Here is a 14,278-nt window from a genome sequence, read left to right on the forward strand (position 1 = left end):
GCCAGATCTTTCGACGCAAGGGGTGCGACACGACATGACAACGACCGATCTGCCCACCACGGTTCCCTACCGGGAGGTCACCGACGCGAACGGACGCGTCTACCGCCTCGGTGAGACCGACATCGACATCATGGGGCGCAAGCGCAAGTGGATGGTGATCCTGCCCTGGATCGGCATGATGGGCATCTCCTCCGCCGAGTACGCGTTCGCGTCCGCAGAGGAGACCCTGCACACGGCACACGCGTGGGACAGCATGCACATCTTCTGGATGATGACCGTCTGGGTCTTCTTCCAGGCCGCGGTGGCCTTCCCCGCGGGCAAGCTGCGTGAGAGCGGAAAACTCCCCGCTCGCTGGGCGATGATGTGCGGCGCGGCGGGCACACTGCTGGGCTACCTGTCACTCGCCTTCGCACCGCACGTCGTCGTCGCCTACATCGGCTTCAGCATGTTCAGCGGCATGGGCGCCGGCATGGTGTACGCGACGTGCGTCAACATGGTCGGCAAGTGGTACCCGGAGCGCAAGGGCGGCAAGACCGGCTTCGTCAACGGCGGTTTCGCCTACGGCTCGGTGCCCTTCGTCTTCCTCTTCAACGGCTACATGGACCTCACCAACTTCCGCTGGGTCCTGGTCTCCGTAGGCCTGTTCCTGGCCGGAATAGTCGCGTGCTCCGGTTACTTCTTCAAAGACCCGCCGAAGAACTGGTGGCCCTCCGACATCGACCCGCTCAACCCGCCGAAGGACCCGCGCGCGGCCCGCTCGATGCGCATGAACCCGCCGGCGGTGCGCCAGTACTCCCCCAAGGAGGCGTGGAAGACCGGCCGGGTGGCCCTGATGTGGTTCTGTCTGGCCTGTACGTCCGGCGTGAACATCTTCGGTATCGCCTTCCAGGTGGAGATCGGCGAGGAGGCCGGATTCGCGGGCGGCGTCGTCGCCACCGCCATGTCCCTCAAGGCCATCGTCAACGGCACCGGCCGCGGTGTCATCGGCTGGCTCTCCGACCTGTACGGCCGCAAGCGATGCCTGCTCGCCGTGTGCGTGATCCTGGGCCTGTCCCAGTACGGCATCCTCTGGTCGGCGAACGCCGAGAACCTTCCGCTGTTCCTGATCTTCTCCTCGATCTCCGGCTTCGGCGGCGGCGCCATCTTCCCGATGTTCGCCGCGCTCACCGCCGACTACTTCGGTGAGAACAACAACGCGTCCAACTACGGCATGGTCTACAGCGCCAAGCTCGTCTCCGGCCTGGGGGCCGGCATGGGTGCCGTGGTCGTCGGTGCCTGGGGGCACTCCGGTGCCTTCATCCTGGCCGGCTCCATCTCCCTCTTCGCCGGCTGCGTGGCACTGTTCCTGACCCCGCCGGGACGCGACAAGGAAACGCGCCGCATCGCTCCGAACCCGCGACCGCTCGGCGAGGACACGGCCTGACATGACAGCGGATCCGCCCGCGGCGAGCAGACCCTCCACACCGTCCGCCGTACACCGTCCCCCCTCGTCGAACGACCGACTCCACGACCGCGTCCACCGCCTCTGCGAGATGAGCGGGGACGTCCCGGGCCGGGCGCGGCCCGTGGGCTGACCGTCCCCCCACGTGAGGAGGCCCCTCCCCGGACGGGGAGGGGCCTCCTCACGTCCGTACGCCGGTCAGCACTTCTCCCTCAGGGAGTGCAGGTGCGCGCTGGAGCGGCGCGCGAACGTGAAGGACTCGGCGGGGTTGTCGTGCTCGGCCTGCCAGTGGTGGGCCAGGCGGTGGCCGCGCAGCCTGGTCACGGCGGAGATGAACCGCTGGTAGTCGATGTCCCCGTCACCGACGTCGGTCATGCGGTAGCCGTACGGGTTCGACGGGTCGCTCTCGCCGTCCTTCACATGGAAGAGCGGATAGCGGTCGGGCTGCCGCAGGACGTAGTTCAGCGGCTCGAACGGCGCCGGTGTGCCGTCGGGCCGCTTGGAGAAGCGGAACTGGCCGACGTACGCCCAGTAGATGTCCATCTCCAGGTGCACGAGGTCCGGGTCGGTCTCCTTGAGCAGGACGTCGTAGAGGCGGACCTTGGGGTTGTCGGTGGCGAAGGAGAACTCCTCGGAGTGGTTGTGCTGGTAGAACTTCATGCCCCGGGCCCTGGCGGCCGCGCCGTAGGTGTTGAAGTCCTCGGCGGCGCGCTTCCAGGCGTCGATGGTCGAGCCGTAGCGGAACGGCCCGGCGGCCGTGCCGATGTGCTTGAGGCCGAGGGCCTGGGCGTCGTCGAGGACCTTGGTGAGGTTCTGGGCGAAGGTGTAGGCGTTCGGGTCGTCGGAGTAGTAGCCGACGTGGCTGCCGATCGGGTTCAGGCCGTGGTTGCGGGCCAGCCGCTTGAGCTGGGCGAGCGTGATGGGGCCCGCCGAGCCCTGGGTGTATCCCGCGAACTCGACCTCGTCGTAGCCGTAGCGCTCCAGTTCGGCGAAGACGGGGCCGAAGCCGAGGGTGGCGACCTTGTCGCGCAGGCTGTAGAGCTGGATGCCGAGGCGACCGGGCGGCAGGACGGGGCGGCCACGGCCCTTGGCGCCCGCCGCGGTGCCGGTGGATGCCGTCGCGGGAGCGGCGTTCGCGGGGGCCGCGGCGCCGAGCAGCGCTGCGGCGGTGGCACCGGCGGCCACGCCGAGCATGCCTCGTCTGCTGAGGCGGTGGCCGAGCTCTGGGTCGGGCTGGGAGTAGCGGCTCATGCGTGGAACTCCTCGTGATCGCGGGGCGTTGTCAGTGGTGAGTGCTTCACTTGTGACCAGTCGGGACCGAGGGCTGTGGCCTCAGCCGAGACCGGCGAGTCGGAGCAGCAGTGACTTCACATCGGTGGCCGCGACGCGGTCACCGACAGCACGGGGGGTGGAGCAGATGAGGAGCGGACCGTCGTCGTCGCTCGCCGGAAGGCGGCCGTGGCTGCCGCGAATAGGTGACGGGTCCAGGGGCACGACCGCCATGCGGTAGCGCATGCCGACTTTCTTGCGCGCCAGAGCGGTTGCCGCCTTGACCTTGACGTACGGGTCGAGGGGATCCATGAAGAGTTCGACCGGGTCGTAGCCGGGTTTGCGGTGGATCTCGACGAGCTGGGCGAAGTCGGGCGCGTGGTTGTCGTCGAGCCAGTAGTAGTACGTGAACCAGGCGTCGGGTTCCGCCACGGCGACGAGTTCGCCCGCGCGCGGATGGTCGAGATGGTGGGTCTTCTTGCCCTCGTCGTCCAGGAGCCGGTCGATGCCGGGCAGGTTGTCGAGTGCGGCCCGCGTGGCGTCCAGGTCTTCGGGGCGGCGCACGTAGACATGGGCGATCTGGTGGTCGGCGACCGCGAAGGCGCGGGACGCCATCGGGTCGAGGTACTCCATGCCGTCCTGCGTGTGCACCTCCAGCAGACCGGCGCGGCGCAGGGCGCGGTTGATGTCGACGTGCCGGTTCACGCGGGTGATGCCGTATTCGGACAGTACGACGACGGTACGGCCCTCGGCGCGGGCGTCGCTCAGGAGCGGAGCCACGGCGGCGTCGAGGTCGGCGGCCGCCTTCAGGGAGCGCGGGTCGTCGGGGCCGAAGCGCTGCAGGTCGTAGTCGAGATGAGGGAGGTAACAGAGCGTCAGGTCGGGGTGCCGGGTGCGGATGATGTGCCGGGTCGCGTCGATGATCCACCGGCTGGAGACGAGGTCCGCTCCGGGGCCCCAGAAGTGGAACAGGGGGAACGTGCCGAACTTCTCGGTGAGTTCGTCGTGCAGCGCGGCCGGCCGGGTGTAGCAGTCGGGTTCCTTGCGGCCGTCGGCGTAGTAGACCGGACGGGGGGTGACGGTGATGTCGGTGTCGGCACCCATGGCGTACCACCAGCAGATGTTCGCGACGGTGTAGCCGGGGAGGGCTCGGCGTGCGGCGTCCCAGAGCTTGTCGCCCGCCACGAGCCCGTTGTGCTGGCGCCACAGGAGCACGTCGCCGAGTTCACGGAAGTACCAGCCGTTGCCGACGATGCCGTGCTCCGAGGGCATGGTGCCGGTGAGGAAGGTGGACTGGGCGGCGCAGGTGACGGCGGGCAGGACGGTACCCAGCGGGGCGCGGGAGCCGGACTGGCCGAGCGCCTTGAGGTGGGGCATGTGGTCGAGGAGACGGGGGGTGAGGCCGACGACGTCGAGGACGAGGAGCGGGGTGGGGCGGTCCGTGGCGGCCTGGTCCGGGTGCTCATGGGTGCCGGTGCTCATGGCAGCTCCTTCAGGCCGAGGTCTGTCAGCAGGTCGCGGGCGAGGGCGAGTTCGGCGGCGATGCCCTCGGCGAGCTGGGTGCGGCTCCTGGGCCGCAGCTCGGGCGGGAGGGCCTGCCAGGTGTAGGTCTCGACCTCCAGGTGGCGGGTGAGCGGGGCCGGGCCGCCGACGAGCCGGGTCAGTGCGGATTTCAGGACCGGGAGGGTGGAGGTGAGGGGCGCGGCGGGGGCCGCGTGCAGGGGGACGTGGAAGTGGGCGCGCCAGGGTGAGGCGTCCGGCAGGGCGTGTCCGGCGAGGGCCTCGTCGAGGTCGTCCGTGGCTCGCAGGCCGGCGGCGGTGGCCGTGCGGGTCTGGTGCAGGAAGCGGGGTTCGGCGAAGGCGGCGAGGGCGTGGCGGACCTCGGGGAGATGAGGGTGCTCGGCGTGCAGGGCGGCGGAGAGCTGGGATTTGACGACGGGGACGCGGGCCCCGGTGAGGGCGTCGAAGGCAGTGTGCGGATCTTCGAAGGAGGTGGCGAGATGGCAGGTGTCGACGCAGATGCCGATGCGGTCGTGGCCGATCGCGGTGAGCGGGGCGATGGCGTCGCGGGTGGTCTCGACGACGCAGCCGGGTTCCGGTTCGAGGCCGACGCGGATGGAGCGTCCGGTCAGCTCCTCGATGGCGTCGAGGCGTTCGCCGAGGGTGCGCAGCGCGGTGCGGGAGGTCTCCGCGCGCTCGGCGTCGTACGCGGTGCGCCAGGCGAGGGGCAGCGTGGAGATGGTCCCGTCGGTGACGTCGTCGGGGAGGAGTCCGGCGAGGACGCGGGCCAGCGCGGTGGTGTGGTCGAGGCGTTCCGGGTCGGCCCAGTCCGGCTTGTACACGCGGTACTTGACCTCCTCGGCGCCGAAGCCCTCATAGGGGAAGCCGTTGAGGGTGACGACCTCGAGGCCACGCCGGTCCAGCTCCGTGCGCAGCTTGCGCAATGCGGAGGGGTCGGTGACCAGGGCGTGGGCGGCGTCCTTGGCGAGCCACAGGCCGATGCCCAGCCGGTCGCGGCCCAGGCGGCGACGGACGGGTTCGCAGTGGTCGCGGAGCTGGGTGAGAACGCCGTCCAGGGTTTCGGCGGGGTGGACGTTGGTGCAATAGGCGAGGTGGACGGTGGTGCCGTCGGGGTGGCGGAAGCGCATGGGTCACGCCTCCGCGGCGGACGCGCGGGCCGGCCTGCCGGTCCCGGCGTCCGGCTCGCCCGGATCCTTCGGGGCGCCGCGGAGGATGGAGTTGCCCTCGTGGGTGCCCTCCGTGCCGGTGACGTCGAGGTTCAGACGGCCGCTGATTCCGTAGAAGGCGACCGGGTTGCGCCACAGCACCTGGTCGACGTCGTCGTCGTCGAAGCCCTCGGCCAGCATCAGGTCGCCGACCTTGCGGGTCTTGAGGGGGTCGCTCTTTCCCCAGTCCGCGGCGGAGTTCACCAGGACCTGCTCGGTCCCGTGGGCGCGCAGGATCGCGACCATGCGTTCCTCGTCCATCTTGGTGTCCGGATAGACGGAGAAGCCCAGCCAGCAGCCGCTGTCCCTGGCCTCCTTGACGGTGGTCTCGTTGAGGTGGTCGACCAGGACCCGGTCCGGGGCCAGTGCGGACTCCCGGACGACGTCGAGAGTGCGGCGCAGCCCGGCGAGCTTGTCGCGGTGCGGGGTGTGCACGAGGGCGGGCAGACCGTGGTCGGCGGCGAGCTGGAGCTGCGTGGCGAGGGCGGTGTCCTCGGCGGGGGTCATGGAGTCGTAGCCGATCTCCCCGACCGCCACGACGTTGTCCTTGACGAGATACCGCGGCAGTTCGTCGAGGACGGGCAGGCAGCGCGGGTCGTTCGCCTCCTTGGGGTTGAGGGCGATCGTGCAGTGGTGGGCGATGCCGTACTGGGCGGCGCGGAAGGGCTCCCAGCCGAGGAGGGAGTCGAAGTAGTCACGGAAGGAGGCGGGCGAGGTGCGCGGCTGGCCGAGCCAGAAGGACGGCTCGACGACGGCGCGGACACCGGCGGCGTACATGGCCTCGTAGTCGTCGGTGGTCCGGGACGTCATGTGGATGTGGGGGTCGAAGATGCGCATCAGGACTCCTTGCCGTGGGGGCGGTCCGTGCCGGCGGCCGGGGTGACGGACTCGGTCAGGTCCAGGACGCGGTACAGGTCCTCGGGGACGGAGCGGTCGGCGGCGGTGCGTTCGGCGGCGTAGTCGCCCAGCATCCGGGCGAGTTCGCCGTCGCCGGCGGCGCGCCGGGGCAGATCCGCCACTTGGTCGACGGGGACGCCGGTGAACAGGCACTTCAGCACGGCGTGACGCCAGGCGTGGGCGGGCAGGTGCCGGGCGGCGTAGGGGCCGACGGCGGCGCTGAGGAGCCGGGTGTCGTTGGTGCGCAGGGCGTCCTCGATCAGCGGGAGGGCGCCGGGGCCGGACACGAGGTGGGGCAGGGCGTGCAGGACGGCCCGGCGCTCGTCGGCGGTGCCCTGGAAGTACACCCGGGTCAGCGCGTCGAGGCCGGCGCGGGCCGCGTTCAGGATGAGGACCCGTGCGGCGTCGGCGTGCAGGGGGCCGCAGCGGCGTCCGGCTTCGGCGAGACGCAGCTCCCATACGGAGATGGGTCCGTGGATGCCGGGCTGGGCGGCGGCCTCGTCGAGGGCGTGGCCGAGCCAGGAGCGGGCCGGTGGGTCGAGGTGGGTGGTGAGGTGGTCCTGGAGGTCTGTGAGTGAGGGGCGGGTGGTGAGGGTGGTGTCCGGGGTCGTTTCGCCGGTGTGGGTTCCGGTGCTCGGGGCGTCCTGGGTGCGCGCGGTTCTCGCCCCGGGCGTGGCGCGGGGGTGGGTCATCTGCTGCTCCCTTCAGGGGTGGTGGAGGGAGCGCCGTGGGGTGGCGCGGTCTGCTGGAGGGCCGGAGCGGAGCCGGGCGGCACGGTGGCCGCGGTCCGCTCGGCGTGGCGGAGGAACGGGAGGGAGTGCGCGGCGAAGTGAGGGCCGGCGTGGGAGTGGCGGGGCAGCTCGACGACGGTCAGCCCCTGGTAACCGGTGGCGGCGAGGGCCGCCAGGACCGGCGGAAAGTCGATCTCCCCGTCCCCGAGCGGCAGGTGCTCGTGGACACCGCGTCGCATGTCCTCGATCTGCACGTGCCGCAGCCAGGGGGCGGCGGCCCGCACGCAGTCGGCGGGAGGAAGGGGTTCGAGGCACTGGCAGTGGCCGATGTCCAGGGTGAGGCCGAGGGGTTCGGGGTCGCCCAGGGCACGGCGGAGGTGGTGGAAGTCGGCCAGGGTGGCGAGGAGGTGGCCCGGCTCGGGTTCGACGGCGAGCGGGATGCCTGCGGACGCTGCGGCGTCCAGGACGGGGGTGAGGGCCTCGGTGAGGCGCTTCCACGCGCTGTCGGTGCCGGTTCCCTGCGGGACGACCCCGCTGAAGCAGTGCACCGCGTGGGCGCCGAGGTCGGCGGCCACCCGGACGGCCCGGGCGAGCAGGTCGGTGCGGCGGGCCCGGTCGTCGGGGTCCGGATCGAGCAGGGACGGGCCGTGCTTGCGGCGCGGGTCGAGCACATAGCGGGCGCCCGTCTCCACGGTGACACCGAGGCCGAGCGCGTCCAGCCGGTGCGCGATCCGGCGGGTGCGGGCGGCGAGGTCGGGGGCGAGCGGGTCGAGGTGCATGTGGTCGAGGGTCAGTCCGACACCGTCGTAGCCGAGGTCGGAGAGGAGGGAGAGGGCGTCGTCGAGCCGGAGGTCGGCGAGACCGTTGGTGCCGTAGCCGAAGCGGAGGGAGGGGAGGGCGCCGGGCGGGACGGTGGCGGTGTGGGGCGAGGCAGCGGCCCGGACGGTGGGGTGAGGCGAGGCAGCGGCCCGGGTGGGGGTGTGGCGCGAGCGGGCTGCCTGGACGGTGGCGTGGGAAGAGGCAGCGGCAGGGGTGGAAGCGTCGGAGGAGGAGGCTGACTGGGCGCTGGGGGCTCGTGAGGCCCCGGCACGGTTCTCGGAGGCGCGGGCTTCAGGGCTCATGTGACGCTCACCTTCTTCGCGTACCTCGCTGCGAGCGGGGCGAGGGCCGCGATGAGGAGGGCGGTGGCCGTGCCCCGGGAGCGGGCGGTGAGGGTGGCCTGGAGGGGGATGGTGGCGCGGATGCCGGCGCCGACGGCGCGTTGGGTGAGAGGCGGTGAGGGGTTCAGGGCGGCGTGGAAGCAGGGGCGCGCGGTCGTCGCGGCGTAGGCGGCGCCGAGGACGGTGGTGAGCAGCGCGGCGGACTCCTGCCCTGGGCGCCGCCGGGGCGCGCGGGGGCCCGTCGGTCCGTGGGCGGTTGCCTGCCGGTGGTCTCTCGTCGGACCAGCGGGGTGGCGCGTCACCAGACGGGTCAGGAGGGCCGTCGTCGCGAGGGCCGCCAGAGGGGCCAGAGGTGAGCCGCCCCGGGCCTCCTGCCGGGAGACCGTCGTGACGGCCAGGGTGTGGGTGCCGAGGAGGGCCGCGGAGGGCAGGGCCGGGCGGGTACGGCCGGTCGTGGCCGCGGCTCCCAGGAGCAGGTCGAGGCCGCGGGCCGCACCCATGGCCACGGGTCCGGCGGGCGTGTGCTTGAGGCCGAGGTCGTACGCCCAGACGGTTGCCGCCAGGGGCGCGGCGACGGCCAGGGCCGGGCGGCCCGCGCTGGCGGCCAGGGCCAGTCCGGCGCCGGTGAGGGCGCAGGCCGCCGTGAGCGCGGCGGCCGGTCGGATGCGGCCGGAGGGCAGGGGGCGGTGCGGGCGTTCGACGGCGTCGACGTCGCGGTCCGCCCAGTCGTTGAGGGCCATGCCGGCTTCGTAGAGGCAGAGGGAGGAGCCGATGGCGAACAGGGTGCGGGGGCCGGGGGCCGCACCGGTGGCGGCCGTGCCGGCCAGGGCGTCTCCGGGGACGCTGAACAGGGCGGGCAGGCGCAGGAGTTCGGCCCAGGCGCGGGTCCGGCGTGAGCGGCCGGTGCAAGCGCAGGAGGCCGCCGTGTCACCGGCGGTGCCTCCAGGAGCGGCTGTGGACGCCCCGTCGGGACATCCGCAGGGGTTCTCGGGCAGCGTCACAGCGCTTCTCCCGTCCGGCCGGGGCCCGTCACCGACCGTGCGGCGCGGCCCTCTCCGTCGGCCTGCCCCAGGCTCCGCCCGAACCGGACCAGTTCCTCGTACTGCTCGGACAGTCCCGAGGGCCCCTCCCCCACGGGGTCCTTGAAGTAGAAACCGAGGGCGTCGAGCGGGCCGGACCGCCCCGTCTCGTGGGCGCGGGCTGTCAGGCGGGCCAGGTCCAGCACCAGGGGTGCCGCGAGCGCCGAGTCGCAGCCCTGCCAGATGGTCTGGAGGATCATGCGGGTGCCGAGGAAGCCGTCGAAGGCGATGTGGTCCCAGGCGGTCTTCCAGTCGCCGAGGGCCGGGACGTCGTCGATGTGCACCTCGCCTTCGGGGACGGTGCCGAGGGTGTCGGCGAGGACGCGTTCCTTGCCTGCGTTCTTCGCCGCTGCGGCGGCCGGGTCGGCGAGGGCCGCGCCGTCGCCGCCGCCGAGCAGGTTGGTGCCGGACCAGGCCCGGACGCTCAGCGCCCGCTGAGCGAACATCGGTCCCAGCACGGCGCGCAGCAGCGTCTGTCCGGTCTTGCCGTCCCGGCCGGCATACGGCAGGGCGCTCTGTTCGGCCTGGCGGGCGGCGACGGGGTGGTGCATGCCCTCGGAGGGGGTGAAGTTGACGTAGGGGCAGCCCGCGCGCAGGGCCGCCAGCGCGTAGAGGGTGCTGGCAGGGAGCGGGGAGCCGGGGCCCTGGGACGCGGGTTCGGTGGAGGCGACGTTCACGACCACGGCCCGCTCCAGTGCGTGGCGGTGGACGAAGTCGCGGATGTCGTCGGCGAAGGCCGTGATCAGTTCGGTCTCGCTCCTGGTGTCCCCCGCAATGGGGCCGCCGGGCCGGATCTCCCGGTCTGCGGCGGCGAGTTCGGCGGCGACGGCCGTGGCGGTGCCCGGTGGGAGGACGCCGCCGGCGGTCAGGGTCTCGGCGCGTTTGGGCAGGGGGCAGTCGAGGGTGTCGTGGCCGCCGAAGACGAGGTCGGACAGCGCGGGCAGACCGCTGTCGGTGAACGCGGGGGTCTCGGTCACCATGCCGGTGGGCGGGTGCAGTCCCGCGGTGACGGCGGCGCACCCCGTGACGACGGTGGTGGCGACGGAGCCGCGGGCTCCGATCAGCCACACCCCCACACGCGGTCGGGAGAGGGACGCGGACATGGGCAGCCTCCTGATCGTGCGCGAGCCCTGGGGGGGGAGGTACGGAGGCGGCGGGCGGGGGTCCGGCGTCCCCCGCCCGCCGCCGCTCTCAGCCACCCGTGACGGGCAGTTCCTTCAACTGGATGTTGCGGAAGGAGACCTGGTCGTCGGCGCCATGGTTCTGGAGGCCGATGTGACCGTCGGTCAGGCTCCGCTGGGGGTCCCTGTTGGTGAAGTCGTTGATCTTGACTCCGTTGAGGAACACCTGGAGGCGTTCGCCCTGGACCTTGATCTCGTAGTTGTTCCACTGGCCGGGCGGCCGCAGAACCTGGTCACGGGCCTTGATGTTCGCGGACTTGAACGAGTAGACGGAGCCCGTGGTGCGGTCGGCCGCGTCCGTGGCGTCGATCTGGATCTCGTAGCCCTTGTTCACCGCGGACCAGGGGTCGTCGGATGCCGGGAAGCCCACGAAGATCCCGGAGTTGTCATCGCCCCGCATCTTCCAGTCGAGCTTGAGGGAGTACGACTTCAGCTCCTTGGCCTGGTACCAGAGCAGGCCCATGCCGCCCTCGGTCTCCATCACGCCGTCCTTGACGTTGAACTTGCCGGGACCGGCCTGCTTCCAGCCGTCCAGGGTCTGGCCGTTGAAGATCTTCCGGTAGTCCTTGCTCGGCTTGCAGTCCGCTTTCACCTGGCCGGTGGCGTACTGCAGGCCGCCGAGCAGATGGGCGCGGAAGGCCTCGTCGGCGTAGGACTCCTTGGTGTGGCCGCCGCCGGTGTAGAAGGACCGGCCGCCACCGTAGCTCTGGCACCAGGCGATCGGGTGGTCGCCCTTCATGTTCCCGCCCTGGTAGGTGGTCTCGTCCAGGGTGGCGAGGACCTTGGCCTGCGCACGCGGGTTGGTGCGGTAGTTGTACCACTCGTCGGTTCGCTCCCAGGCGTCGTCCAGATGCGCGGTCGACGGGTGGTCGTGGTCCTCGACGCGGACGGTGGCCTTCTGGATGGCCGGGTGCGAGTCGAAGTAGGCGCCGACGAGGCCGCCGTAGAACTCCCAGTCGTACTCGGTGTCGGCGGCGGCGTGGATACCCATGTAGCCGCCTCCGTTCTTCACGTAGTTCTCGAACGCCTGCTGCTGCTCGGTGTTGAGAACGTCACCGGTGGTGGACAGGAAGGCCACCGCGTCGTACTTGGCGAGGTTGGCCGTGGTGAACTGCTTCGCCTCCTCGGTGGCGTCGACCGTGATGCCGGCCGGGCCGCCGAGTTCCTTCAGCGCGGTGGTGCCGGCCGGGATGGAGTCGTGGCGGAAGCCGGCGGTCTTGGAGAAGACCAGGACCTTCTTGCCGCCCTTGAACGGCTCCTTGGAGAACTCGAAGTCGTCCACGTCGAACAGAGCGCCCTCACCGCCCTTGAAGACCAGGTAGATGTCGGTGGTCTTCTTGGGGAGCGACCGCAGCGGCACGTCGACGTTCTGGAAGGTCTCCCAGCCGCCGGTCGGCGGGATGTAGGCCGAGCCGTGCAGCGGTCCGTCGGGCGAGCCGGTGCGCAGCTCGACGAAGCCGCCCGCGCCGCCGGAGGAGGCCCGCACGGTCATCTTCTTCTGCCCGTCGAACCGGTAGGGGCTGAAGGAGATCCAGTCGCCGTCGTCGATATTGCCGACGGTCTTGCCGCCGTTGGCGCCGGTCTTCTCGATGACCGACACGCCCGACTGGGTGGTGAAGTGCTCGCCCTGGCGGTGCAGCGGCTGGAGCACGGTGCGGGCGGTGCCGGTCAGGGCCTCCTGGCCGTTCGCCCCGCCGTCGGTGTAGCCGGCGCCGACGACGCCGTAGATGTCGGCGTTGGGGTCGTGGCCGCCGTCACCGGGGGGCGGCTTCAGGGTGCCTTCGCAGCCCATCTCGCTGGTCAGCTCGTGGGCGTGCGAGTCGTGGCCGAGGCTGTAGGTGACCTTGACCTTGGAGCAGTCGACCGACTCCTCGGGGTCGGTGACGGTCACCTTGAACGGGACGGGCTTGCCGAATTCGGCCAGTGCGCCGTTGCCCGGGACGTCGATCCTCACCTTGGGCTCGGTGTTGCCGACCACGATGCGGACGCTGGCGTTGCCGGTGTTGCCCTCGGGGTCCTTGGCGGTGAAGGTGGCGCTGTAGGTGCCGACCTTCTTGTACCGGTGGGTGGGGTTGAGACCCTCGCCCTTGGTGCCGTCGCCGAAGTCCCAGCTGTAGGTGAGGTCCGTGGAGTCGGCGTCCTTGGCGGAGGCGGTGAACTTGACCTTCAGGCCGGCCGCGCCGGACGTCTTGTCGGCGCTCACCTCGGCGATGGGCGAGAAGCCGTCCTCGGCGTTCTCGATCCGGTACAGCGCGGAGTGCTCGTCGCCCTGGAACCAGGAGACACCGTAGTCGAGGACGTAGAGCGCGCCGTCGGGGCCGAACTCCATGTCCATGATCTGGGTGCCGGTCCACGGGAAGTCGTTGATCTTCGCGACGGAGCCGTCGGCGTTCTGCTCGATCCGCTTGATCCAGCGGCGGCCGAACTCGCCCGCGAAGAAGTCACCGTCGTACGCCTCGGGGAACTTCACGCTGGAGTCGAGCTCGGGGTCGTAGCGGTAGACCGGGCCGGCCATCGGGGACTCGGAGCCGGTGCCGAACTCGGGCACGGAGCCGTCGTCGTAGGGGATCCAGGCGGCCTGCGCGGGCGGCAGGTCGACCAGGCCCGTGTTGTGCGGCGAGGTGTTCTTCGGGGCGCCGCAGTCGAACTTCTCGCCGGATTCCTTGGTGGCGAAGTCGTAGTCGACGTAGGCGTCGTTGTTCCCGGTGCAGAAGGGCCAGCCGAAGTTGGCCGCCTTGGTCACCTTGGCGAACTCGACCTGTCCTGCCGGGCCGCGCTTGGGGTCCGCGGCGCCGGCGTCGGGGCCGTAGTCGCCGACGTAGACGGTTCCGGTCTTGTCGTCGACGCTCATCCGGAACGGGTTGCGGAAGCCCATCGCGTAGATCTCGGGACGGGTCTTCTCGGTGCCCGGGGCGAAGAGGTTGCCCTCCGGGATCGTGTAGGAGCCGTCCTCGGCGACCTTGATGCGCAGGATCTTGCCGCGCAGGTCGTTGGTGTTGGCGGAGCTGCGGCGGGCGTCGAAGGCCGGGTTGCGGTTCGGCCGGTCGTCGATCGGTGTGAAGCCGTCGGAGGCGAAGGGGTTGGTGTCGTCGCCGGTCGACAGGTAGAGGTTGCCGTCCGCGTCGAAGTCGATGTCGCCGCCGACGTGGCAGCAGGTGCCGCGGGAGGCCGCGACGTCGATGATCTTCTTCTCGCTGGCCATGTCCAGCGTGCCGTTGGCCTTGAGGACGAAGCGGGAGAGGCGGTTGACGCCGTCGAACTTCTTGAAGTCCTCGGCGGTGCCGGTCTCCGGGGCGTCGCCCGCGGGGGTGTCGAGCGGCGGGGCGTAGTAGAGGTAGATGGCCCGGTTGTTCTTGAAGTCCGGGTCGATACCGACGCCCTGGAGGCCTTCCTCGTCGTGGCTGTAGACGTCGAGCTTGCCGGCGACCTTGGTGACGCCGCCCTGGTCGGTGAGGCGCAGCGTGCCGTCGCGCGCGGTGTGCAGGACGCTGCGGTCCGGGAGCACGGCGAGCGACATCGGCTCGCCCGTCTCGGGTTCGCCCTTGGCGAGCGGCACCTGCTGGAACTGGCCCTCGGCGGCTGCCGGTTCGTCCTGTTCTACTTGTCCGGGGTGGGCGCCGGCGACGGTGGCCGGGGTGCCCACGGCCAGGAGCAGGCCGGTGAACAGGGCGACAGTGGTGCGAAGCCTGGGCCGCCTGGGGGTGCGGGTGCTTCTGGGTCTGGTTCTGTGCACGAAGTCCCTCCGGGAACGGGGTGGGCCGTACGGGGTGGGTGCGTAGACGTGCGGTGCGGGC

The 14,278-nt window shown here is 71.3% G+C and carries 10 protein-coding genes; 1 reads left to right on the forward strand and 9 read right to left on the reverse strand.

Annotation, left to right across the window (positions count from 1 at the left end):
• Positions 1–34 precede the first annotated feature (34 nt).
• Complete coding sequence (locus IO24_RS0116095) at positions 35–1,423, forward strand: OFA family MFS transporter (RefSeq protein ID WP_031136287.1); 1,389 nt, start codon at positions 35–37, stop codon at positions 1,421–1,423.
• A 216-nt stretch (positions 1,424–1,639) separates the two neighbouring features.
• Here the strand turns inward: IO24_RS0116095 and IO24_RS0116100 are convergent, their stop codons facing one another.
• The 9 genes from IO24_RS0116100 to IO24_RS0116140 all read right to left on the reverse strand — a co-directional run bounded on the left by IO24_RS0116100 (position 1,640) and on the right by IO24_RS0116140 (position 14,217).
• Positions 1,640–2,692, reverse strand: a complete 1,053-nt coding sequence (locus tag IO24_RS0116100) for a sugar phosphate isomerase/epimerase family protein (RefSeq protein ID WP_031136290.1) — start codon at positions 2,690–2,692, stop codon at positions 1,640–1,642.
• A gap of 81 nt (positions 2,693–2,773) precedes the next feature.
• Positions 2,774–4,192: an alkaline phosphatase family protein gene (locus IO24_RS0116105; RefSeq protein ID WP_031136292.1), complete on the reverse strand. Its 1,419-nt coding sequence runs from the start codon at positions 4,190–4,192 to the stop codon at positions 2,774–2,776.
• Entirely contained in the window at positions 4,189–5,358 is a 1,170-nt protein-coding gene (gene eboE, locus IO24_RS0116110; protein ID WP_031136293.1) for a metabolite traffic protein EboE, read from the reverse strand. The genes IO24_RS0116105 and eboE overlap by 4 nt, the downstream gene beginning before the upstream one ends.
• Before the next feature lie 3 nt (positions 5,359–5,361).
• Positions 5,362–6,273, reverse strand: a complete 912-nt coding sequence (locus IO24_RS0116115; RefSeq protein ID WP_031136294.1) for a TatD family hydrolase — start codon at positions 6,271–6,273, stop codon at positions 5,362–5,364.
• A complete protein-coding gene (locus tag IO24_RS0116120) occupies positions 6,273–7,025 on the reverse strand; it encodes an EboA domain-containing protein (protein WP_031136296.1) in 753 nt (250 codons plus the stop codon). Before IO24_RS0116120 ends, IO24_RS0116115 begins: the two co-directional genes overlap by 1 nt.
• Complete coding sequence (locus tag IO24_RS0116125; protein WP_234335225.1) at positions 7,022–8,185, reverse strand: sugar phosphate isomerase/epimerase family protein; 1,164 nt, start codon at positions 8,183–8,185, stop codon at positions 7,022–7,024. Before IO24_RS0116125 ends, IO24_RS0116120 begins: the two co-directional genes overlap by 4 nt.
• Positions 8,182–9,225: an SCO3242 family prenyltransferase gene (locus IO24_RS0116130; protein WP_045296226.1), complete on the reverse strand. Its 1,044-nt coding sequence runs from the start codon at positions 9,223–9,225 to the stop codon at positions 8,182–8,184. Before IO24_RS0116130 ends, IO24_RS0116125 begins: the two co-directional genes overlap by 4 nt.
• On the reverse strand, positions 9,222–10,406 hold the full coding sequence (locus tag IO24_RS0116135; protein ID WP_031136301.1) for an inositol-3-phosphate synthase: 1,185 nt from the start codon (positions 10,404–10,406) through the stop codon (positions 9,222–9,224). The genes IO24_RS0116130 and IO24_RS0116135 overlap by 4 nt, the downstream gene beginning before the upstream one ends.
• A gap of 88 nt (positions 10,407–10,494) precedes the next feature.
• On the reverse strand, positions 10,495–14,217 hold the full coding sequence (locus tag IO24_RS0116140; protein WP_031136303.1) for a ThuA domain-containing protein: 3,723 nt from the start codon (positions 14,215–14,217) through the stop codon (positions 10,495–10,497).
• Positions 14,218–14,278 lie beyond the last annotated feature (61 nt).

This window comes from Streptomyces flavovariabilis (assembly GCF_000725785.1).
In the GTDB taxonomy this organism is placed as follows: domain Bacteria; phylum Actinomycetota; class Actinomycetes; order Streptomycetales; family Streptomycetaceae; genus Streptomyces; species Streptomyces hawaiiensis.